23 protein-coding genes and 1 pseudogene are annotated in these 21663 nt (G+C 66.0%); 9 read left to right on the top strand and 15 right to left on the bottom strand.

The window, feature by feature from the left end:
• Positions 1–137: 137 nt before the first annotated feature.
• The 3 genes and pseudogenes from trxA to ACTWP6_RS16795 form a co-directional block, all read right to left on the bottom strand.
• Positions 138–512: a thioredoxin gene (gene trxA / locus ACTWP6_RS16805; RefSeq protein WP_260755998.1), complete on the bottom strand. Its 375-nt coding sequence runs from the start codon at positions 510–512 to the stop codon at positions 138–140.
• 49 nt (positions 513–561) lie between these two features.
• Positions 562–929, bottom strand: a pseudogene (locus tag ACTWP6_RS16800) (pyridine nucleotide-disulfide oxidoreductase); the annotation flags it as partial.
• Positions 874–2253: an MBL fold metallo-hydrolase gene (locus tag ACTWP6_RS16795; RefSeq protein ID WP_443188292.1), complete on the bottom strand. Its 1380-nt coding sequence runs from the start codon at positions 2251–2253 to the stop codon at positions 874–876. The pseudogene ACTWP6_RS16800 and the gene ACTWP6_RS16795, both read right to left, overlap by 56 nt.
• A 200-nt stretch (positions 2254–2453) precedes the next feature.
• Between ACTWP6_RS16795 and ACTWP6_RS16790 the strand changes: the two genes are divergently transcribed.
• Genes ACTWP6_RS16790 through ACTWP6_RS16770 form a run of 5 tightly spaced genes read left to right on the top strand, consistent with a single transcriptional unit; the run spans position 2454 to position 6033 of the window.
• Positions 2454–3023: a rhodanese-like domain-containing protein gene (locus ACTWP6_RS16790; protein WP_260756001.1), complete on the top strand. Its 570-nt coding sequence runs from the start codon at positions 2454–2456 to the stop codon at positions 3021–3023.
• Complete coding sequence (locus ACTWP6_RS16785) at positions 3020–3895, top strand: sulfite exporter TauE/SafE family protein (protein ID WP_443188291.1); 876 nt, start codon at positions 3020–3022, stop codon at positions 3893–3895. Before ACTWP6_RS16790 ends, ACTWP6_RS16785 begins: the two co-directional genes overlap by 4 nt.
• A gap of 58 nt (positions 3896–3953) precedes the next feature.
• Entirely contained in the window at positions 3954–4223 is a 270-nt protein-coding gene (locus ACTWP6_RS16780) for a metal-sensitive transcriptional regulator (protein WP_260756003.1), read from the top strand.
• A gap of 22 nt (positions 4224–4245) precedes the next feature.
• Complete coding sequence (locus tag ACTWP6_RS16775; RefSeq protein ID WP_443188290.1) at positions 4246–4659, top strand: DUF302 domain-containing protein; 414 nt, start codon at positions 4246–4248, stop codon at positions 4657–4659.
• Between the two features lie 27 nt (positions 4660–4686).
• Entirely contained in the window at positions 4687–6033 is a 1347-nt protein-coding gene (locus tag ACTWP6_RS16770; protein WP_443188294.1) for an MBL fold metallo-hydrolase, read from the top strand.
• Here the strand turns inward: ACTWP6_RS16770 and ACTWP6_RS16765 are convergent.
• Both ACTWP6_RS16765 and ACTWP6_RS16760 read right to left on the bottom strand, forming a co-directional pair.
• Entirely contained in the window at positions 6026–6367 is a 342-nt protein-coding gene (locus ACTWP6_RS16765; RefSeq protein ID WP_443188289.1) for a DUF202 domain-containing protein, read from the bottom strand. The two genes, ACTWP6_RS16770 and ACTWP6_RS16765, sit on opposite strands and share 8 nt — an antisense overlap.
• Before the next feature lies 1 nt (position 6368).
• Positions 6369–6722, bottom strand: coding sequence for a YidH family protein (locus tag ACTWP6_RS16760; RefSeq protein WP_443188288.1), 354 nt, complete (start codon positions 6720–6722; stop codon positions 6369–6371).
• 61 nt (positions 6723–6783) lie between these two features.
• Here ACTWP6_RS16760 and ACTWP6_RS16755 point away from each other — a divergent pair, with 61 nt between their 5' ends.
• Positions 6784–7419 (top strand): trimeric intracellular cation channel family protein, encoded by a 636-nt coding sequence (locus ACTWP6_RS16755; protein ID WP_443188287.1) that lies wholly within the window; start codon positions 6784–6786, stop codon positions 7417–7419.
• Positions 7420–7511: 92 nt separating this feature from the next.
• Here ACTWP6_RS16755 and ACTWP6_RS16750 read toward each other — a convergent pair whose 3' ends face one another.
• Together ACTWP6_RS16750 and ACTWP6_RS16745 are read right to left on the bottom strand one after the other, a co-directional pair.
• Positions 7512–8336 carry an alpha/beta fold hydrolase gene (locus ACTWP6_RS16750; protein ID WP_443188286.1) on the bottom strand — a complete coding sequence of 275 codons (825 nt, stop codon included), beginning with the start codon at positions 8334–8336 and terminating at the stop codon, positions 7512–7514.
• 220 nt (positions 8337–8556) lie between these two features.
• Positions 8557–9315 carry an SCO6745 family protein gene (locus ACTWP6_RS16745; RefSeq protein WP_443188285.1) on the bottom strand — a complete coding sequence of 253 codons (759 nt, stop codon included), beginning with the start codon at positions 9313–9315 and terminating at the stop codon, positions 8557–8559.
• Positions 9316–9400: 85 nt separating this feature from the next.
• Between ACTWP6_RS16745 and ACTWP6_RS16740 the strand changes: the two genes are divergently transcribed.
• The 3 genes from ACTWP6_RS16740 to ACTWP6_RS16730 all read left to right on the top strand — a co-directional run bounded on the left by ACTWP6_RS16740 (position 9401) and on the right by ACTWP6_RS16730 (position 13050).
• A complete protein-coding gene (locus tag ACTWP6_RS16740) occupies positions 9401–10054 on the top strand; it encodes a TetR/AcrR family transcriptional regulator (RefSeq protein ID WP_443188284.1) in 654 nt (217 codons plus the stop codon).
• 100 nt (positions 10055–10154) lie between these two features.
• Positions 10155–12041, top strand: coding sequence for an alpha/beta fold hydrolase (locus ACTWP6_RS16735; protein WP_443188283.1), 1887 nt, complete (start codon positions 10155–10157; stop codon positions 12039–12041).
• Positions 12042–12144: 103 nt separating this feature from the next.
• Positions 12145–13050, top strand: a complete 906-nt coding sequence (locus ACTWP6_RS16730; protein ID WP_260757871.1) for a cation diffusion facilitator family transporter — start codon at positions 12145–12147, stop codon at positions 13048–13050.
• Positions 13051–13083: 33 nt separating this feature from the next.
• On the opposite strand, the gene ACTWP6_RS16725 is transcribed toward ACTWP6_RS16730, so the two are convergent.
• The 8 genes from ACTWP6_RS16725 to ACTWP6_RS16690 form a co-directional block, all read right to left on the bottom strand.
• Positions 13084–14649 carry a PTS ascorbate transporter subunit IIC gene (locus ACTWP6_RS16725; RefSeq protein ID WP_443188282.1) on the bottom strand — a complete coding sequence of 522 codons (1566 nt, stop codon included), beginning with the start codon at positions 14647–14649 and terminating at the stop codon, positions 13084–13086.
• 7 nt (positions 14650–14656) lie between these two features.
• On the bottom strand, positions 14657–15424 hold the full coding sequence (locus ACTWP6_RS16720; protein ID WP_260756012.1) for a PTS sugar transporter subunit IIA: 768 nt from the start codon (positions 15422–15424) through the stop codon (positions 14657–14659).
• A 160-nt stretch (positions 15425–15584) separates the two neighbouring features.
• Positions 15585–16022: a hypothetical protein gene (locus ACTWP6_RS16715; protein ID WP_260756013.1), complete on the bottom strand. Its 438-nt coding sequence runs from the start codon at positions 16020–16022 to the stop codon at positions 15585–15587.
• 31 nt (positions 16023–16053) lie between these two features.
• Positions 16054–16533 carry a glucose-6-phosphate dehydrogenase gene (locus tag ACTWP6_RS16710; RefSeq protein WP_260756014.1) on the bottom strand — a complete coding sequence of 160 codons (480 nt, stop codon included), beginning with the start codon at positions 16531–16533 and terminating at the stop codon, positions 16054–16056.
• A 195-nt stretch (positions 16534–16728) separates the two neighbouring features.
• Positions 16729–17598 carry a mycofactocin-coupled SDR family oxidoreductase gene (locus tag ACTWP6_RS16705; protein ID WP_313901358.1) on the bottom strand — a complete coding sequence of 290 codons (870 nt, stop codon included), beginning with the start codon at positions 17596–17598 and terminating at the stop codon, positions 16729–16731.
• Between the two features lie 129 nt (positions 17599–17727).
• Positions 17728–18735, bottom strand: a complete 1008-nt coding sequence (locus ACTWP6_RS16700) for an ABC transporter permease (protein WP_443188281.1) — start codon at positions 18733–18735, stop codon at positions 17728–17730.
• Positions 18736–18740: 5 nt separating this feature from the next.
• The gene (locus tag ACTWP6_RS16695) at positions 18741–20306 is read right to left on the bottom strand and encodes a sugar ABC transporter ATP-binding protein (protein ID WP_443188280.1); all 1566 of its coding nucleotides are present in this window, start codon (positions 20304–20306) and stop codon (positions 18741–18743) included.
• A 12-nt stretch (positions 20307–20318) separates the two neighbouring features.
• Positions 20319–21659 (bottom strand): sugar ABC transporter substrate-binding protein, encoded by a 1341-nt coding sequence (locus tag ACTWP6_RS16690; RefSeq protein WP_443188279.1) that lies wholly within the window; start codon positions 21657–21659, stop codon positions 20319–20321.
• Positions 21660–21663: the final 4 nt, after the last annotated feature.

Here is a 21663-nt window from a genome sequence, read left to right as displayed (position 1 = left end):
CCGCCCAGCTCTTGACGATCACCACCAGCAAAGCTGGTCCCGCCACTAAGGCCCCAGTCACCAAGCGCGCACGTTCACGTGAGGCAACGAATCAGCCTTCGCGCGCATCTTGACATGAGGCAACAGGACCTCCACCGCTACACCTGGGCGGCGGCCTTGCGGGCGGCGATTTTGGCGCGGACATCATCCATGTCGAGCGCCTTGACGCGGTCGATCAGGTCCTCCAGCGCCGCGGGGTGCATGGCGCCGGCCTGCCGGTAGACGAGTACGCCGTCCCGGAAGGCCATCACGGTCGGGATCGACGTGATCTCCAGCGTGGCGGCCAGGTCGCGTTCGTGCTGGGTGTCGACCTTGGCGTACACGACCTCGGGATGCGCTTGGGATGACCGCTCGTACACCGGGGCGAACGCGCGGCACGGGCCGCACCATGAGGCCCAGAAGTCAACCAGCACAATCGCGTTGCCGGTGATGGTGGACTCGAAGTCGTCGTAGGTCAGGCTTGTGGTCGCCATTGACGTTTCCTTTCTCGAGTGTCCGTGTGTGGCAGTGGGGATCGAACCGTCAGGCCAGGCCCTTGAGCATCAGGTTCCAGTACATGAACGGCAGGCCGTATTTCTTCAGGTACCAGTAGCCCCGGTGCGGCTTGGTCGGGTTGATCAGCGGGAACGACGGCGTGAGGTTGAGGTCATAGTCAGTGGACGGTCCTTCAGCAGGGAGGCGATGTTCTCGACCACCACCGGCGCCTGTCGGCGGATCGCGGCACCGGCCCTGGAGTTCGGGGACGATCCGGCGTCGCCGAGGCTGAACACGTTGGGATACCGCACATGTTGCATGGTGTGAACCTCGGCGCGGTCGCCGCGGACTACGGCATGCTCAGGCGTTCTGCCGGGACTCTTCCCAGGCGCCGAATCCGCCCAGGATGTCGCTGACGTCGGTGAAACCATTGCGCCGCAACAGGCTTGCGGCCACCGAGGACCTGTATCCGCCGGCGCAGTACACGACGGTCGGTTTGGCCGGATCCAGTTCGCTCAGCCTGGCCGGCAGCTGGCCCACCGGGATGGTGAGCGCGTCCGGGATGGTCCCCGCGGCCACCTCACCCGGGTTGCGGACATCGACGACCTGCAGGTCGGCCAGTTCCGCGGCGCGCTGATCGAAGGCCTTGGCCGTCAGCCGCGACGCCCTCTGGACGTCGTCCTGATGGGCGGACATCACCTCGAACGGGCGATCCAGATAGCCGATGACCCGGTCGAATCCGATGCGGGCGAGGCGGGTTTTGGCTTCCAGCTCCTGGCCCGGTTCGGTGAACAGCACGATGTCGACGTCGGTGGGGACGACCGATCCGGCGAACTCGGCGTAGCGGCCCTCCAGCCCGATGTTGATCGCGCCGCGCAGGTGGCCCATCGCGAACTCCTCGGGTCCGCGCCCGTCGACCAGGACCGCGCCGCCGGCCATCGCGTCACGCACCTGCTCGTAGGTCATGGCTGCCGGCATCTTGGTCTCGTCCAGCAATTCCCGGTCCTTACGGTTGAGGATCGCGTCGTAGACGAAGTAGCTCGGCGCCGGCGGCTGACCTTCGGTGACCAGCGCCATGAACGTGTCCTTGTCGGGCGCGCGCAGCGCGTAGTTGGTCTCTTTCTGCTCGCCCATCGTCGACCACAGATCGGTCGACAGGTTCTTGCCGCAGGCCGAGCCCGCGCCGTGGGCCGGGTAGACCCGGGTGGCGTCGGGCAGCGTCATCAGCTTGTGGTGCAGCGAGTCGTAGAGCTTCTCGGCCAGCTCCTCGCGGCTGAACCCGATCGAGGCCAGCAGGTCGGGACGGCCGACATCACCGATGAACAGCGCATCGCCGGTCAGCACCCCGTGGGGCACCTCGTCGTCGGCGTGCTCGTACACCACGATGCTCATCGACTCCGGCGTGTGGCCGGGAGTGTGCCGGAACTCCAGCGTCACCTCGCCCAGCGAGTAGCGCTCTCCGTCGGCCACGCCCATCGAGTCGAACTCGGTCTCGGCGACCGAGGAGTACACGATCTTGGCGCCGGTCGCCTTGGCCAGCTCCAGGTGGCCGGACAGGAAGTCGGCGTGGAAGTGCGTCTCGATCACGAGTTCGATCGTGTAGCCGAACTCCTCGGCGTCGGACAGGTACTCGGCCACGTCCCGCTGCGGGTCGACAACGACTGCGCGCCCGGTGGTTTCGTCGGCGATCAGATAGGACGCGTGGGACAGGCAGTCCAGGTAGTACTGGATGAACTTCATGACGGTGGTCCTTTCATTCGGTAGCTGGGTCCGACCTTCTGCATTCCAGACTGCCGATACCCCCATGGGTATGTCAAGTACCCCATGGGGTATAAGAATTGCATCTGGTACGTACCCCTGGGGGTATGTGTACCATGGCGGTCAGCATACCCCCCGTGGTATCGGCAGATCCGAGCCGCTCAGAGGAAAGGACTCAAAGAATGACCGCACTCGCCACCATCGATTCCCACGACCTGAACCGGATGCTCGGGTCGGCCGCCCCGCCGCGGGTGCTCGACGTGCGCACCCCGGGCGAGTTCGAGACCGCCCATATCGCCGGGGCCTACAACGTGCCGCTGGACCTGCTGCGTGAGCACCGCGATGGGATCATCAAGCACCTCGACGAGGACGTGGTCCTGGTCTGCCGGTCCGGCCAGCGCGCCGCCCAGGCCGAGGAGACTCTGCGCAACGCCGGCCTGTCGAACATGCACATCCTCGACGGCGGAATCACCGCCTGGGAGGCTGAGGGATTCGCGGTGAACCGCGGCGCTGCGCGTTGGGATCTGGAGCGTCAGGTCCGGTTCGTGGCCGGCTCGATCGTGCTGTCGACCATCCTGGGCAGCATCGCCGCCCCGAAGCTGAAGTGGGTGGCCGGCGCGGTCGGCGGCGGACTGACGTTCGCGGGCGTGTCCAACACCTGCGCGATGGGCATGCTGCTGTCGAAGTTGCCGTACAACCGAGGCGCCTCGTGCGACGCCCAGACCATCGTCAGCCAGCTGGTCGAGCGATGATCGCGCTCGCCATCGGCCTGGCCGTGTTCGTCGGTGTCGCGCTGGGACTGCTCGGGGGCGGCGGCTCGATCCTGACCGTCCCGCTGCTGGCCTACGTGGCCGGCATGGACGCCAAACAGGCCATCGCCACCTCACTGCTGGTCGTCGGTGTCACCAGTGCCATCGGCGCCGTCTCACACGCCCGGGCCGGGCGTGTGCAATGGCGGACCGGGCTGATCTTCGGGGCCGCGGGTATGGCCGGCGCCTATGGTGGTGGCCTGCTGGCCCGCTTCATCCCGGGCACCGTGCTGCTCATCGGCTTCGCGTTGATGATGATCGCCACCGCTGTCGCCATGCTGCGCGGGCGGAAGAACGTTCAGATTGCCGAGGGCACCCATCGACTGCCCGTTCCCACGATCATCGCCGAGGGCCTGGTGGTCGGCCTGGTCACGGGCCTCGTCGGCGCCGGCGGCGGCTTCCTCGTGGTGCCCGCACTTGCGCTGCTCGGCGGACTGCCGATGCCGGTCGCGGTCGGAACCTCGTTGATCGTGATCGCGATGAAGTCGTTCGCGGGTCTGGGGGGATACCTGTCCAGCGTGCAGATCGACTGGACGGTGGCGCTGGCCGTGACGGCCGCGGCCGTGGTAGGCGCACTGATCGGCGCGCGGCTGGCCGCGATGGTCAACCCCGATTCGCTGCGCAAGGCGTTTGGCTGGTTCGTGCTGGCGATGTCGTCGGTGATCCTGGCCCAGGAGATCCACATCGGCGTCGGGATCGCCGCGGCGGCATCGACCGCGGCCGCCGCGCTCATGACGCTCGCCTGCAGCCGGTACGGGCATTGCCCGCTGCGTCGGATCACCGGCGTCGGGGCCTCGCGGGGCGCGCCGGCGTGACGCGGGGAATACCCCCGCGGGTACCATCGCTGTAACGTCCGATGAAAGGAGATGCGCCATGGTTGGTGACGAAGACGCGATCGCCGCGGTGCTCAACAGGCTGCGCAGGGCGCAGGGTCAGCTTGCCGGGGTGATCTCGATGATCGAACAGGGCCGGGACTGCAAGGACGTCGTCACGCAGCTGGCGGCGGTGTCTAGAGCGCTGGACAAGGCCGGCTTCAAGATTGTCGCCACCGGGTTGCGGGAATGCCTGACCGGAGAAGCCGCCGACGGCCAGAAGCCGATGTCCGAGGCCGAGCTGGAGAAGCTGTTCCTGGCTCTGGCCTGAAAACCAACAGATCGGAAAAATCATGGGTTACGCATTGTCGACCACGCTGCACACAACGTTTGAGGATGCGGTGGAACGCACCCGGAAAGCGTTGGCGGACCAGGGTTTCGGTGTGCTCACCGAGATCGACATGAAAGCCACCCTGAAGGCGAAGCTGGGCGAGGACATGGAGGACTACCTGATCCTCGGGGCGTGCAATCCGCCGCTGGCGCATCGAGCGGTCAACGCCGATCGCCAGATCGGGTTGCTGCTGCCCTGCAACGTCGCTGTCCGCGCCGACACCTCGGCCGGCGGCGACACGGTGATCGTCGACGCGATGGACCCGCAGATCATGGTCCAGGTCTCGGATCAGCCGGGGCTACGCGAGGTGGCCGACGAGGCCGCCGCCAAGCTGCGGGCCGCGATCGAAGCACTGGAATCCGCCAACAACCGTTAGGAACGTCGATTCGACATGGACTCAACCGTGGACGTCGCGATCATCGAGACCTCGGGCCTGGGTGACCGGAGTTACCTGATCAGCGCCGACGGCACCGCCGTCGTGGTCGACCCGCAACGCGACATCGACCGGGTGCTCGATCTGGCCCGCGAGCGCGCGGTGCGGATCACCCATGTCCTCGAGACGCACATCCACAATGACTATGTGACCGGCGGCCTGGAGCTGTCCCGCGTCACCGGCGCCGAGTACGTGGTGCCCGCCGGCGACGACGTGGGATACCGGCGCCGCGCGGTGAGCGACGGCGACGTGGTGGACGCCGGCCCGGTCCGGCTGCAGGTGATGCACACCCCCGGCCACACCCATCACCACGTCAGTTACGTGGCGCGTGATTCCGGTGATTCGGTGGTCGGGGTGTTCACCGGCGGGTCGATGCTGCACGGCACGACCGGGCGCACAGACCTGCTCGGCGCCGAGCACACCCAGGAACTCAGCCACGCACAGTTCCATTCGGTGCGTCGGCTCGCCGCCGAACTGCCCGACACCACCCAGGTGTACCCCACCCACGGTTTCGGCAGCTTCTGCTCGGCCACCCCTGCCAGCGGGGATTCCTCCACGATCGCCGATCAACGCCAGACCAATCCGGCGCTCACCCAGGACGAGCAGAGCTATGTCGACGAACTGATCGCCGGGTTGGGCGCCTACCCCGCGTATTACGCGCACATGGGCGTCATCAACACCGCCGGCCCGCAGCCCGTCGACCTGTCGCTGCCCGAACCGGTCGATCCCGACGAACTGCGGCGCCGTATCGAAGCCCGCGAATGGGTGGTGGACCTGCGCAACCGCACCGCGTTCGCCGCCGGGCATCTCGGCGGCACGCTCGGCTTCGAGTTGTCGGACTCCTTCGTCACCTATCTGGGGTGGCTGTATTCGTGGGGGTCACCGCTGACGCTCATCGGCGATGAGGTCGACCAGATCGCCGATGCACGAAGGGAACTCGCCCGAATCGGGGTGGACAACCTCACGGGCTCCGCGGTCGGCGACATCGGCGCGCTGGCCGCGGGCACGCCATTGCGGTCCTACCGCGTCGCCGACTTCGCCGCGCTGGGCGAGGCCAACCGCGGGCAGCGACCGGCCGTCCTCGACGTCCGACAGAGCGGCGAGTTCGCCGAGGGGCACATCCCCGGCGCGGTCAACATCCCGCTGCATGAGCTGAGCAAGCGCCTCCAGGATGTACCCGACGGCGAGGTCTGGGTGCACTGCGCCTCCGGATACCGCTCCTCGATTGCCGCCTCGATGATCGACCGACCCGGCCGCACGGTGGTCCTCGTCGACGACGCGTTCGAGCAGGCGGAGAAACTCGGTCTGGTCAGTTGATCGCGAACAACAATGCGCCGAGGACAGCGGCGGCGAATACCACCGTGGCGCTGCCGATCAGCAGCACCTCCGCCTGCGGCGCCCCGGTGACCACCCGGCCGGCGACGACCGGGCTGTCCCTGATCTTGCGCGACCGGCGGTAGCCGAGCGCCAGCACCAGCAGCGCGAGCAGCGCCGCGGTGAAGGCGAGCAGGATCCGTCCGGGCCCGAGCGGTCCGTGCTGACGCAGCAGCACCAGGGCTCCGCCCACGAGAAACCCGAATGAGCTTCTCTCCCAAGACAGCAACGTGCGCTCGGCGGGCAGGCCCGGCTTGGAGGGTTCGCGGCGGGGCATCTCACTGTCCGGTTGGCGGCCAGATCACCAGCACCGCGAGGACCGCCAGCGTCACGATGAAGATCGCGCCGCCGAGCAGCACCGGGATATGGGTCGGCGGCAGCTCCTCATCGCGGCGCATGGCCGCCTGCACGCGCTGCCAGCGGCGCACCGCCAATATGGCCAGCACCCCGCCGCCGGCGGTCAGCACCACGCTGAGACCGTGCCGTACGCCGGGGATCCCGAACGACGGCACGAACTGGACCACGGCGATGCCGCCGGCGATCAACGCCAGAGCCGTGCGGATCCACGCCAGGAAGGTGCGCTCGTTGGCCAGCGTGAAGCGGTAGTCCGGTTCCTCCTCCGCGGAGCTCATCGCATCGCCTCCCTCCCGCATCGTTGCTCAGCGTACGGGCCGCGCGTGATAGGCAGGACGGGTGAACACCCAACCGCCGCTGTTGTTTGCGCTCGACCTGACCGGCACGTTCGTGTTCGGGCTGAACGGGGCGCTGACGGCCTTGCGGGTGACCCATCTCGACGTGGTCGGCGTGGTGACCCTCGGCATGATGACCGCGTTAGGCGGCGGGGTGATCCGCGATGTGCTGATCGGCGCGGTGCCGCCGGCGACGTTCCTGTACTGGCCGTACTTCACCCTCGCGGTCTGCGGTGCGCTCATCGCGTTCGTGCTCAATCACTGGCTGGACCGGCTCGGCATGTCGATCACGGTCCTCGACGCCGTCGGGTTGAGCGTGTTCGCCGTGATCGGCGCGAGCAAGGCGGTGGAGTTCGGCCTCGGGGCCGGCCCCGCGGTGCTGCTCGGCGTGATCACCGCGGTCGGCGGCGGCACCATTCGTGACTCCCTGGTCGGGCAGGTCCCGACGGTGCTGCGGAGCGAGCTGTACGCGATTCCGGCGCTGGTGGCCGCCGCGATCACCGTGGCGGCCATCGGCCTGGATGTCTATGGACTGGCCGCCGCGCTCGGGGCGGCGGCGGTGTGCTTCGTGATTCGGATGCTCGGCGTCCGCTACCAGCTCAACGCGCCTCGGCCACCGGGCTTTTCGAATCCGTCTTAGCCGTGTGCGCCGCCGCCGTGAGTATCGCGAGCAGACACAAACTCGCACGGGAGACGCCGAAATGATGCGAGTTTGTGTCTGCTCGCGATGGGTCAGCCCACGAAGTCCCGCAGCAGCTGCGCCATGATCGCCGGTTGGTCCTCGGGTATCAACGTCCAGGAGTCGTCAACGATCACCTTGCGCGCGTCGGGATAGAGCTCGACCAGCCGATCGGCATGCGCGAGCGGCATCATCCGGTCCTCGCGCGCCCACACGACGAGCACCGGCCGACCGAAACCCGCCAATTTTTGTGACATTTCGAGTAGGCGGCGACGCGGGGGCGCGCCCGTGGCGAACTTGACCAGGTCGCGACGTATTGCGGCGTTGCGCGCGGCGGGACCGAACCACTCGTCGAACAGACTGTCCGGGATCCCGTTCTTGGCCATCGCTCCGTACGCCCGGCGGCTGTGTCGGAAGAAACGGGTGCCGAGCAGCCTGCTCAGTACCCAGCCACCGCCGGGCAGTCGGCACAGCAGTGCGGCGGGGCGGGCCGGCGCGGGCGGGAAGTTGTCGAAGGCTTCGCAGGAAGCGAGCACCAGTCGCCCGACGCGCTCGTCGCGACCTTCGCTGATCACGAATTGTCCTCCGCCCCAGTCGTTGAGGACAAGGGTCACATCGTCGAGGTCGAGCGCATCGAGGAAGTCGGCGAGGATGCCCGCGACGCCGGTCTGTGTGAGGTCGGCGTCGTCAACCATCGGCATCGTGTGCGCACCCAGTGGCAGGGTCGGCGTGATGCACCGGTAGCCCGGCAGCAGCGGGATGACCTTGCGCCACTGCCGCCCGTCCATGAGCAGCCCGTGTCCGAACACCAGGACCGGTCCGTCCCCTCCGGTGTCTCCGTAGGCGATCGATCCAGCCGGCACGTCGACGGTGCGCATTCGCCCCTCCTGGATAGCTCGTTCTACCTACCGAAACGGTATGCTTCCGGCACTCGATGCGCGACAGGTCTCGCGGCACGGTTCGGCCTGGTCGGTGTCGGCGAAGAGGAGAGCCGGCGGCCGGCGATGATCACGCTCACCGCGTTGGAGGGCGCTTTCGTTCTGTGCCACACGCTACGGCCGACTGTGCGCGCCGCCGTGGCGACCGCGGCAGGCTAGGTCAGGCCGGCACGTTGGCCTTCAAGGTCGCCAACGCCTCGGTGGCGAGCCGGGCGAACTCGGCGGCCTCCTCGGCGTCCAGCGCCTCGGTGAAGAGGTCGGCCATCCGCCGGTTGGTCGCCTCTTCGATCTCGTCGTACCGATCCTTCTTGTCCGCACCGTCGGCGAACGGTTCGGGCCAGCCGAACATCGCCGCGTACTGCGGGCCCTTGTTGAGCATGTGCGCCTCGATCGGTGTAATCCCCGACAGCGACAGGACGTTGAAGTGCACCCCGGCCCGCAGTTCCCGCAGCACGAACATCACCTGCAGCGCCCGGGCGGGGGCGTCCTCGGCCAACGGCATCTCACGCCAGCCGGCAAACAGCGGTAGGGCCGCGATCGGCGTCGCCGCGATGAGCTTCTCCCCCAGCGCCGCGATGCGGTCCAGCCCGGAGGCGCCGGACAGGTACTTGCGCCCGAACTCGGCGGTCTGCTCCCAGTAGGTCTGCGCCGCGCCGGCTGCGCCGCGCACCGCGACACCCTCGTCCCACAGCGCGGCCACACCGGTCGGTTCGAAGACGGCGAACACCGCGGCCACCGTCCTGCCGGTGGCCTCGCCCAGCACTCCGCCGCGCCCGGCGATGTAGCCCGCCAGCGGGTTCTGGTAGCCGGCTGCGACGCTCCCGCCGAAGGTCTCGGGATGCAGCATGAACACCGCAACCGCCTTTTCGACGGCGGCCCCCGCGCTCGCAACGGAATCGGTCAGCGTGGCATCAGTCATGTCCGGAAGGTTAGCGCTGCCCTTTAGGTGCGGTCACCTCCGGCGCACCTGCCCTTGACGGCGTTGTCACTTAGTGACACAGTGGGTGCTGTCACTAAGTGACAAGGAGGTAGCGGTCATCGACACCCACGACAAGCAGGCGCTGGCGCGCCTGGAGGTGTCCCGGCACGCGTGCGACCTGTTCTGGGAGCAAGGCGTCTCTGCGACAAGCGGTGACGACATCGCTTCGGCGGCAGGGCTTTCCACTCGCACGGTGTGGCGGTACTTCCGCAGTAAGGAGGCCTGTGTGGAGCCCGTGCTGGCGTTGTCGGCGCAGCGTTTCCTCACGCTGGCACACCAGTGGCCGGCCGAGCTGTCCTTGGCCGACCACATGGCGGCCTACACCGCGGCCAACCCGCTGGACGACGAGGAGATCGCCGACGTGCGGCGCGCGCTGCGCATCACCGCCGTCTCGGTGGACGAGCCCGCGCTGCGGACTTCGTATCTGATGGTGCACGACCAGATGGAGCGCGACTTCATTCCTGTTGTCGCCGAACGGCTTCAGCTGCCGCAGCAACACCTCACGGTCCGCCTGTGCGCCGCCGCGGTGACCGGGGCGTTCCGTGTCATCGACGAGGACGTGGGCCGCAGGGTCATCCTCGAAGACGAGACGGTCAGCCAGGAAGAGGCCCTGGACCTGATCGACCGTGCCGTCAGGGACGCCACCAACGGCCGTTTCGGTGGTCCCGTCGACACCTGATCGAAATCCGAAGCACCACAATCGCATAGGCACGTCACTCCGTCCGAGGGCTTGACCCGGCCGCGGGAATGACGCTGCCTGCCTACTCAGAAAGGTTTTCATGACACAGCCCGCGTACATCTCGGTGGAGGACTTCTTCAACCCGCCCACCCGCGCCGGCGCGGCGATCTCCCCCGACGGATCGCGCATCGCATTTCTCGCGCCCTGGCGGAACCGGCTCAACGTGTGGGTCCAGGACATCGACTCCGACGGCGAAGCGCGCTGTGTCACCAGCGATGACCGCCGCAGCGTGCATCACTTCGACTGGACCGACGATCCGCGCTGGATCATCTACCTGCAGGACACCGACGGCGACGAGAACTGGCACATCCACCGCATCGACCTGGACGCTCCGGCCGGTGCCACCGTCGACCTCACCCCTTTTCCCGGCGTCATCGCCTCGCCGATCGGGGACGTCAAGAACGGCAAGGTCGCGGTCATCACGAACCAGCGCAACGCGCAGTTGTTCGACGTCTATGAACTCGATATCGCCACCGGCGATCTGACCTTGCTCGCCGAGAACCCGGGAACCGCGTCGAACTGGCTGCGCAGCGACAACGGGCGTCTGTTCGCGACATCGCTGACGCCGGACGGCAATCTCGATCTGTCGCGCTGGGACAGCGAGTCAGCGACATTGCGGTCCATCACGACCTTCGACGGATCCGACCATCCCGTCGGCATCCATCCGCTCGTGCTGACCCCCGACGGCACGGGGGTTTGGATGGGGTCCTACCGCGGCAGCGACCGTTCCCGCCTGGTCCGGATCGATCTGGCCACCGGCCAGGAAGCCGAGGTCGACAGTCACCCCCAGTTCGATCTCGATCACCGCGGCGTGGTCAACCCGTTCATGTCGCAGCCGCTGATCCAGGACCGTCGGACCGGCGAACTGCTCGGCGTACGCTACGCCCGCGAGCGACAGGTCATTCACGCGCTCAATCCCCGATTCGCCGACGTTCTCTCGAAGCTGGAGAAGCTCTCCGACGGTGACATCGGCCGGATCACCTCCGACGAGGCCGGCCGGCGGTGGGTCGTCAGCTTCACCCACGACCAGGATCCCCACGTGACCTACCTCTACGACCATGAGACCGGCGTGAGCCGGCTGCTGTACCGGCCGTTCCCGCATCTCGATCCCGACCAGTTGGCCCCGATGCAGCCGGTGGCGATCACGTCACGGGACGGCCTGACCCTGCACTCGTATCTGACCCTGCCGCTCGGGGTGCCGCCGAAGGGGCTGCCGCTAGTCCTGATGGTGCACGGCGGACCGTGGTACCGCGACAGCTGGGACTATCACCCCGGCGTGCAGCTGCTGGCCAACCGCGGATATGCGGTGCTGCAGGTCAACTTCCGGGGGTCGCTCGGCTACGGCAAGTCGTTCCTCAAGGCCGCGATCGGCGAGTTCGCGGGCAGGATGCACGACGACCTGATCGACGGGGTGAACTGGGCGGTCGAGCAGGGCTACGCCGACCGAGACCGGGTCGCCATCCTCGGCGGCTCCTACGGCGGTTACGCGGCGCTGGTCGGCGTCACGTTCACCCCGGACGTGTTCGCCGCCGCCGTCGACTACGTCGGCATCAGTGATCTGGCGAACTTCATGCGGACCCTGCCGCCGGTGGCGCGGCCGCACCTGGCCAACAACTGGCACCGCTACGTCGGCGATCCCGACGACCCCGAACAGCTGGCGGACATGATGGCGCGCTCCCCGATCACCAAGGTGGATCAGATCCGCACCCCGCTGATGGTGATCCAGGGCGCCAACGACGTCCGGGTCGTGCAGGCCGAGTCCGACAACCTGGTGGACGCACTGCGCGCCCGCGGTGTCGAGGTCGAATACCTGGTCCAGGCCGATGAGGGCCACGGCGCGGTGAACCCCGAGAACGTGATCGAGATGTATCGCGCGATCGAACGTTTCCTCGCGCGGTACCTGGGCCGGGCGGTCGGGAAACCTTAGCGGCTGCCTTGGCTTGGTGCTGTGGTTCGATGAACTCCGCAAGCTGGTGCTGCGCGCGCGCCTTCCGCGGCGGCGGCCCCGCGAGAGATCGGATGAGCCGGAGATGACTGCGATTCCGTTGTCCAAGCAGCAGGAGCACCGTCTGCTGTCACGTTTCATGCTGCTGAGCCTGGCCGCCGCACTCGTGACCATGGCGCTGAAGGCGGCTGCCGCCGTGGTCACCGGTTCGGTCGGGTTCCTGTCCGACGCGTTGGAATCCGGTGTCAATCTTGTTGCGGCCGTGGTGGCGCTGTGGGCGCTGCGGGTAGCGGCCCGCCCGCGCGACGCCGACCACCACTTCGGTCATGGCAAGGCCGAGTACCTGTCAGCTCTGGTCGAGGGCGCGATGATCTTCGTGGCCGCCACGGCGATCATCTGGAGCGCCGTCGAACGCCTGATGAGCCCCGCGCCGCTAGTCCAGCCCGGATTGGGGCTGGCCCTGTCCACCGTCGCGGCAGTGGTCAACCTCGTCGTTGGGGTCACCCTGCACCGGGTGGGCCGACAACATCGCTCGGCCACCCTCGTCGCCGACGGCAAGCACCTGATGACCGATGTATGGACCTCCGCCGGCGTGATCGTAGGCATCTCCCTTGTCGCGCTGACGGGCTGGTACCCACTCGATCCGATCGTCGCGTTGGCGGTCGGGGTCAACATTCTCTGGACGGGTTACCGGTTACTGCGCGGCTCGATGAGCAGTCTGCTCAGCGCCGCCCTCCCCGACGACGATCACGCCGCGGTGGACGCGGTCCTGGACCGATACCGCTGCGCGTATCCCATCGAGTTCGCGCCGCTGCGCACGGTCGAATCCGGCCGCCAGCGTCTCGTTTTCGTTGTCGTCACCGTGCCCGGGCAGTGGACCGTGCAGGCGGCACACGACCTCGCCGACCGGCTGGAAGCCGACATCGACGCAGCACTGCCGCACACCGAGACCTTCATCCACGTCGAGCCGGCAGGCGCACCCGCTCCATAGGGAGTGGGGCCCAGTGAGCGGCGGTGCCGACCGTCAGGTGCGGGGCGCCGGCGGGGGCGGTGGTGCGCCGACCGGCGGTGCGATCTTGGGGTAGCTGCGGGCCCCGGGATGCTCGCCCCCGGACCCCGCACCTGCCCCCGCGCCGGCCGGAGCCGGACGCCCCGGGGCAGGATCCCAGTCGGTGTCGACCAGCCGCTTCTGCACCGCGATCGCCAGTCCCAGCAGGATCCCGCCGATCATCAGCATCGACACCATGCCCCACACCGTGCCCAGCTTGGCGGCGTTGCCCAGAACGATTCCGTACCAACCGAAGTCGGTGTCGCCGAAGGTGGTGTTCTCCTCACCGAATGCTCCCAGCACACGCACCAGCAACGCAGGCAGGAATGTGATCAGCAGCCCGTTGACGAAACCGCCGGCGATCGCGCCCCGTCTGCCGCCGGTGGCATTGCCGTACACCCCTGCGGCGCCGCCGGTGAAGAAGTGCGGTACCAGGCCGGGCAGCACCAGCACCCAGCCGAACGCGGGTCCGAGCCACACCGACAGCACCGCCAGGCCGACCAGGCCGGCGACAAAGCTCGAGACGAAACCGATCAGCACCGCGTTCTGGGCGTACGGGAACACGATCGGGGCGTCCAGTGCGGGCACCGCTCCCGGGACCACCCGTTCGGCGATGCCCTGGAACGCCGGCACCAGCTCGCCGAGGATGGTCCGCACCCCGAACAGGATCACCGCGACGGCCACGCCGAAGCTGAGGCCCTCGGTGACGCCCTTCATCAGGTAGTTGCCGACATCGACGGCGGCGCCGGCGCCGGTGTCGTCGGCGAACGCGGCGAACGCGGTATCCCGGCCGGCTCTGACCAGGTAGATCAGCGACACCACCAGGTACATCAGCACCATCGACAACGCGGTAGCGACCATCGAATCACGCAGGAAACGCAGCGTTTCCGGGAGTTTGAGGTCTTCGGTCGACCGGCTCTTGCTGCCGCCCACGAACCGGCCCGTGACACCGGAGGCGATATAACCCAGGGTGCCGAAGTGACCGATCGCGATGCTGTCGTCGCCGGTGATCCGTTTGGTCCAGGGCTGGGCCAGGGCCGGCAGCGACACCATCACCACACCCAGCAGGAAGCCGCCGAGCAGGATCACGACCGGGGTGTCCAAGCCGGCGGTGGCCAGCACAATGGTCAGCAGCGTCGCCATGAACAGCGTGTGGTGGCCGGTGAGGAACACGTAGTGCAGCGGCGTGAACCGGGCCAGCAGCAGGCTCACGGCGAACCCGAGGATCATCAGCCACGCCACCTGGGCGCCGTACTGTTCCTGCGCGATACCGACGATCGCCTCGTTGGTGGGGACCACGCCCTGGGTGCCCGCGGCGCCCTGGATCATCACCCCGAGCGGGTCCAGGGAGCTGACCACCAGGGTGGCGCCCGCGCTGACCAGCAGGAAGCCCAGGGTCGCCTTGAGTGCTCCGCCGATCACCTGCCCGGCGGACTTGCGCAGTGCGATCAGGCCGATCGCGGTGATGATGCCGATCAGATAGGCCGGGACGGAGAGGATTTCGTTGACCAGGAATTCGGCGGTGCCGACCAGCCAGTTCATCGGGCTCCTAGACGTCGTAGGAATCGCGCAGTGCGCCGTCCACTTCGGAGGTGGAGGTGAAGTTGTCGATCACCTTGACGGGCACCCCGACGTCTCCGAGGGTCCGGGCGATCTCGCCTGAGGTCAGGATGAGGTCGGCGCTGTTGGCCTTGCCTTTCGCCGAGATCGTGTCGGTGGCCTCGACGGTGATGAAGGGCGCCCAGCCCCAGGTCTGCAGCACCTGCTCGAGCGTGTTCTTCAGAAAAAGGCTGGTGCCCAGACCGTTTCCGCACACGGTGAGGATCAGGTTGTTGGTCTTGGCCGGCGCCGCGTTCCCGGTCGCCGAGCGCGGGTCGCCCAGTGCCGCCAGGACCTCGGCCGGTGTCGCCGCGGAATCCAGCGCTGCGCGCCGGGCCGGATCCCCGAGCACCTTGGCCAGTTGCGCCATCGCCGCGGTATGCGCACCGGCGTCGCTGGCGGCCAGCGCCACCACCAGTGTCACCGGGTCATTGGTCTTGTGCCCGAACGCCACCGGGTCGGCCAGACGGACCCAGGACATGCCGGTGCGGTGGACGGCCGGCGAGGACCGTGCGTGCGCGAACGCGAAACCCGGTGCCACCACGATGTAGGGGCCGTTGGCTTCGACATTCGCGATCATCGAGTCGGTGTAGGCGGTCTCGGCGATGCCCGCGTGTTCCAACAGCCTGCCGGCCGCGGTGATCGCCGCCCGCCAGCTCTCGGCGGGGACGTCAAGGGCAACGCGGTCTTCGGAGAGCAGGTCGACCAACTCGGCCATGTGCCCCACCATAGACGCCCACCGCGCGCACAGGGCCGATTCGCGGCGTGAAGACGCCGTCGTCACCGTGCACCGGCGATTCCTCCCGGCCGGACCCAGACCGGCGGGACTTGAAACATGCTGGTAATCAGGGTATTTCATGCACGCCCGGACTGCCACCCTAGGCGCTGACCAGCATTTCGGCTCCGGGGTGCGAGCTGAGCGTGACGAGAACCGTGCCGCTGCCCGTTTCCAACATGGTGTTGGCGTACCCGATGAAGCCGTAGTGCCCGTCGATCGTCGAGACGGCGGTGATCTCCCCGCTACCGGAGGCTCCGGTGTCGAGATTGGACCACCCGGCGGTCACGGTCAGCGAGCAGGATCCGTCGTAGATGCCGGCGTCGTAGTTGATCGAGACCCGGACGCCGTTCTCCACCCGATCGTAGGTCTGGACCGGTGCCACCTGCGCCTCGCCGCTGACGGTGCCCGCGCAGGCCGGGGACGCCACTACCGGAACCGGTGGCAGCTCCGCGTAGGTGTCGGCATGCGCGGCGGCCACCGTCAGCCACGGCACGGTCAGCGCGGCCGCCACCGCGCCAGGAGCTCGCAACCGGGTCATGCCTGTGTCATCGCGGCGGGCCCGCGGGACGTTAGCCCGGGGCGGCCGGGGTGAGCTCGACGCGCAGCGCCCAGTGCTCGTCGAGGATGCGGCGCAGCGCGGCGTCCATCGGGTGCGCCGATGCGAGGTCGTGACCGACTCCGCTGTCCACGACCACCACCGTGCTGTCCGGCAGGTCGGCCTGTTCGGCCTGATCGACGAGCGGATCGAACAACGCCGGCGGCGTGGCCAGGTAGTACAGCGCGTGCGGGGGATTGTTCAGCTCGGCGCCATAGATCAGTCCCTGCTGGGTGACGACGAACAGTTCGGCGACGAACCGGCCGTGACCGACCTCGGCGTGCCCCCAGGCCACTGCCTCGCGGCGGCCCTGTTCCAGCGGGTCCTGAACGGCGTCGGTCAACGTGAACATTCTCTTCACCGGTCCCCCGTCCCACCTGGGGTAGGCGTCCATCGCGGGGCGGAAATACCGTCGGAAGACCTCGCCGAAGAAGTCATACCGTTGCTCGCTCATCGCGGCTCCCTAAATTGGCGACACCTCGAGTGTGCGCGCCGATCAGCGGTCTGACCAGATGCCCTGACGAGAATTCACCGACTTGCCAGGTTCGGTGTGGGGGTACCACGACGAAATCTCCGGAGCGGGGATTCCTGCTCCGGAGATTTCGTCGTCGGCGTCCGGGTCAGTCTTGAGCTGACCGAGAACGCTGGCTTACTTGAACGGGTACGGGTTGTATCCATCCATAGCCAGGTGACCTGCATCGACCGGCAGCGCGATACCCGTGACATGCTCAGCGTCGTCGCTCACGAGGTACAGGATGCCCTTGCTCACGGCATCCGCGGGAAGCATCGATCGATTCTTGAGCAGGTGGAAGTGGCGCACGCTCTCCCACGCCTCCTCGCGAGTACCATCCGCCTTTCCTGCGAATCGCTCGTACTGCGGAGGATTGTTCAGCATGGTCGTGTCGATGGCTCCCGGGCATACCGCGTTGCACCGAACGTTGTAGGGGGCCAGCTCGTTTGCGAAGTTCTTCGTCAGGCCGATGACACCGTGTTTGGTTGCCACATAGTGGGCCAACTGGTACCCGGGTTGAAATCCGTTCACTGACGAGGTGAGAACCATTGCACCGGACTGACGCTCGATCATGTGCGGAGCCACGGCCTTCGCACTACGCCACACGCCGGTCAGATTCACATCGATCATGTCCTGCCACATGTCGTCGGTCATCTCCCAGAAGTTGGCCTGGGAGTAGATGCCGGCATTGGCCACCAGAATGTCGATATGGCCGAACTGGTCGATGCCCTGCTGCACGGCGGCATCGATTTCCGCCTGCTGACGGACATCGGCCTTGACGAACACCGCGCCCCGGCCCAGTGCCTCGACCTCCTTGGCCACACTTTGGAAGTCGTGATCATTGGCGAGTTCGTAGGGCACTGTGCTGATGTCGTCGACGATGTCGATGGCGACGATGTCGGCGCCGGCCTCCGCGAGTGCCAGTGCGTGAGCCCGTCCCTGACCGCGTGCCGCGCCGGTGACGAAGGCGACCTTTCCCTGCAGGTTAGCCATGATTATCCCTTTCATATCTGTTTCTTCTCAATTTTGGCGAGCGATTGAATCGCAGAATTTCGTCGAGAGTTCAGTTATCGAAACCCCTTTCGAGGCGACGGAGTTCATGCATTGCGCACGTCACGTAAACCGTTGCGGGGCCGACTATTTCACGACGTCTGGCCTACGACGGTGCATAGTGAGGGCTACTGCGATGACGACAACGATGCCCATCACCACGTTCTGCAGGTGGGGGTTGACGTTGGTCAGGACCATACCGTTGTTCAGGATCGCAATCACCAGAACGCCGATAATGGAGTTGGCGGCGCCACCAGTGCCGCCGGCAAGACCCGTTCCGCCCATGACGGTGGCCCCGATCGCCAAAAGCAGGAATGGCTCGCCCATCCCAGGGCTCGCGCTGGACGCACGCGTGAGCTGGAGGAGCGCCGCGATGCCAACGAGCAGGCCACTGATCATGAACGCATAGAGTTTGACTTGCGTGACGGGGACCCCGCAGAGCCGGGCGGTGCGTTCATTTCCGCCGATCGCGTACAGGTAGCGACCGAAACGTGTGTAGCGATAGGCCAGAATCGTCACGACGAGCACCGCGATCGCCCACAGGGCAATTCTCGGAAGACCGGCGATCCTGCCCGTGAAGAGATCCGCGAATCCACCCGGCATCAGCGTGATCGGTTGACCGCCGGAGAGGAAGTTGGCGAGACCGTCGAATGCGAAAAGTGTGCCCAACGTGACCAGGAATGACGGCAGCTTTCCGAACGACACCACGGCGCCGTTGAGAAGGCCGCAAACCAGGCCGAGCAGGGGCAGCATCAGCAAGAGGGTGTTGGTTCCGGCATACTCAGCGAGCATTGCTCCGACCACAGCACATAGCGTCAGTGTGGAACCCACCGATAGATCGATGCTGCCGGTGAGGATTACCGTGGTCGAGGCCAGGGTGATCACCAGCAGGACTGACGACGCACTCAGAATGTTCGTCATGTTCTGAAATGACAGGAACACCGGACTGGCCAATGCGAATCCGACGATCAGCGCCGCAAGCACAACTGCGGGACCGAGATTGTCGATCACCTTCAGGGCACGTTCACGCGTGGACGTTGATTCAGTCTTGATTCCGGGAACATGCTGTTCAACAACAGGTTTCAACGAGGTCATGGGTTTCACACCATCCTTGCGATCAGTTGCGCCTCGGACGGCTTGGCCTCCGGGGCGGCGGGTAGGGTGTCGGTTACGACGCCGCTGTTCATGACGACCAGTCGGTTGGATAGACCAATGATTTCGAGCAGGTCATCGCTAATGAGAAGGATGGCAACGCCGTTATCAGCCAGGTCTCGCATTACGTCGTAAATCTCTTCTTTGGCGCCGGCATCGACACCTCTGGTCGGGTTGTCCAGAATGAGCAGCTCCGCTCCGGTCGCCAGCCACCTCGCGAGTAGCGCCTTCTGTTGGTTGCCACCACTGAGAGATGTGATGGGGGAGCTGTGCGACTTGGTCTTGATGCGCAACCTGGCGATGAGTTCGACGGCGGTGCGACGTTCAGACCTTCGTTTGACAAGCGGCTTTCCCACGGTGGTGTAACTACCGACAGTGATGTTCTGCCCGACAGAGAAGGTCTCGATCATTCCGTCGAGTTTGCGGTCCGCACTGACATAACCGATGCCCTTGCGTACCGAGGTCCGGGGAGAGTCTTGAGACAGAGCCTTACCCTTGTACTCGACAATGCCACTGCTGATCTTCGAACCACCGAAGATGGCGCGACCGAGAAGGTTCTTGCCGGATCCCAGAACCCCGGCAACTCCCACGATTTCGCCTTCCCTCACAGACAGGCTGACATCGCGGAAATGCTTGTCGTCACTGAGCGATTGGACGCGTAGCACTTCAACATCATTTGGTTCGCGTTGACGGTCCTCTCGGTAGAAGCTCCCTTTGCGCTCTCGCCCCACCATGCGGTAGTGCAACTCGTCTTCGGTGAGAGCGTCTGCGGCCGCTTCACCGACGAGCTCCCCGTCTTTCATGATGACGATGCGGTCACTCCACCCAATGAGCTCCGGTAGCCGGTGAGATACGAAAACCATCGCGCTCTGCTGACGTACGGTGTCGATCAGTCGGTGAAGGAATTCAACTTCCTCCCCGGACAGCGAGGTCGTCGGCTCATCGAGCAACACGATCGGCTCGTCGTAACCGAGCAGGCGTGCCAGCGCGAAGGCTTTCAGGATCTCCACGAGCTGTTGGGCCGGGAACGGTAGATCACCGACGCGGGCGGACACATCGATCCAGTCATGGCCGTATTCGTGCATGATTTCGCGCGCGTGCTGGATTGCCGCGTTGCGGTCGAGCACCCCGGCTCGCGAGAACAGGGACTCATGCCCAAGGAACAGGTTCTCCCATACCGTCATGTTGGGTAAAAGGGCCAGCTCTTGGAACACTCGGAACACGCCGTGACTGTTGGCCTCCTTGTACGACCGCATTGTCACCGTGTTTCCACGGATCGACAATGTGCCGGCGTCGGCTGAGTCGGTGCCACTGATGATGTTGAGCAAGGTCGACTTGCCCGCCCCGTTTTCGCCGATCAGGCCGACCACTTCCCCGCGTCGAACTGAGAACGAGACATTCTTGAGGGCATGCACAGGTCCGAAAGTTCTTGTCAGACCTTTGACCTCGAGCAAGAACCCAGCGCTTGGAGCGTCGCCGCGTTCAAAGGTGTCGGCATTGCTGGAAACCATCATCACGTTTCTCTTTCAGCCCCAGAGGGAGAGCTCGGCCCCGCCGTCGCCGCACAGCTTGCGGACATCAGCAAACGGATCGGACTTGTAATGGCTGCGGTACAGTTCGGCGGTGCGGTCGAGTTCGCCGCTTTCGTAAGCCTGGCGGTACGCCTCCGGAATCACGTAGCCGGCAGGCTTCGGCCGCTGTAGCGCGAAGTAGGACTCAAACTCGATGGGCGCCATCAGATTTTGTGGGTCCCAGTCATCGGGGTGGAGGGCTTTGGACATCTTCGCGTAATCGAACGGGAACTGGGAGCCGCTGTACATCAGCTTCTGATACGCATCGGCGGCTTTGTCCGTGTCAACGATGAAGCCGCCTGAGAACATCATTCGCTCAGACGCGGAGAGTTTGACCCCTGCGAGTGCATCGTATGCCTTGACCATCAACGCGGCGCCGAGCCAGGCGCCGTGGTGCGCCCATGTCGCGAAGGCGACTTCCGGTCGGCTTTGCATCGCCTTGAGAAAGTCGGGTATCGCGTCGATGCCGGTGACCGGCACTGTCATACCGCGAGCGTTGAGAGCATTGACCACCGCGACGGCCGAGTCGTCGTTCTGACAGAAGATGCCCTTGACGTTCGGGTGAGCGGTGAGCAGCGACTCGATCACCGGTGTTGTTGATCCGCGATCGAATTCACCTGGCTGGCGGGCGACCATATTGATGTTCGGGAACTTCTTCAGCGCGGCGTCAACGCCGACGGTGCGGGTGATGTCGACACTGTTTCCGGGGACACCGGTGATGTGAATGAGTTCTCCGGCCCCGCCCATCTTCTTGAAGAGCTTCTCGGCCAGAGTCTGAGCACCCACGATGTTGTTCGGTGTGACGAACGTGTAGAACTTGTCGCCTATGTCGAACGGGGTGGTCCACGGGGCAAGATTCCACCCCAGCACCGTAAAGATGTTCTCTCGTTGTGCCATACGCAGGATTTCCGGGGAGATGCCCGGGTCGGCCAACATCGAGCTGATGGCATTGACCTTCTGAGAAGGCGCCGCCTGGTACATGGCGATGACCTTCTCGTTGTTGAACTCGTCGACTTGCTGCTTACGCGTGATGCGGAAGACCGCCGCGGCTTCTTCGGAACCCTGCGACCAGCCCTGGAAGTAGGCGTTGTTGAGGGTGTAGAACTGGTCGGTCACCGTCCAGCCGTGTTCGCCGACACCTTCGGCGGCGGTGGGTACCGCACGGGTGGTGTTGCTACCGCCGCATGCCGACAGAAGTCCACCGAAGGCGAGGGCGCCTCCTGCAACGGCGGTGCCGCGAAGCATGTTTCTCCGCGAAATGATGAATTGTCCGGGATCGCGATCTCGTTGCGACATCGGG

The organism is Mycobacterium sp. 4D054 (assembly GCF_052245755.1).
Taxonomy (GTDB): Bacteria; Actinomycetota; Actinomycetes; order Mycobacteriales; family Mycobacteriaceae; genus Mycobacterium.
Note: the sequence above shows the minus strand (reverse complement) of the source record. Positions and strands in the feature narration are given on the sequence as shown.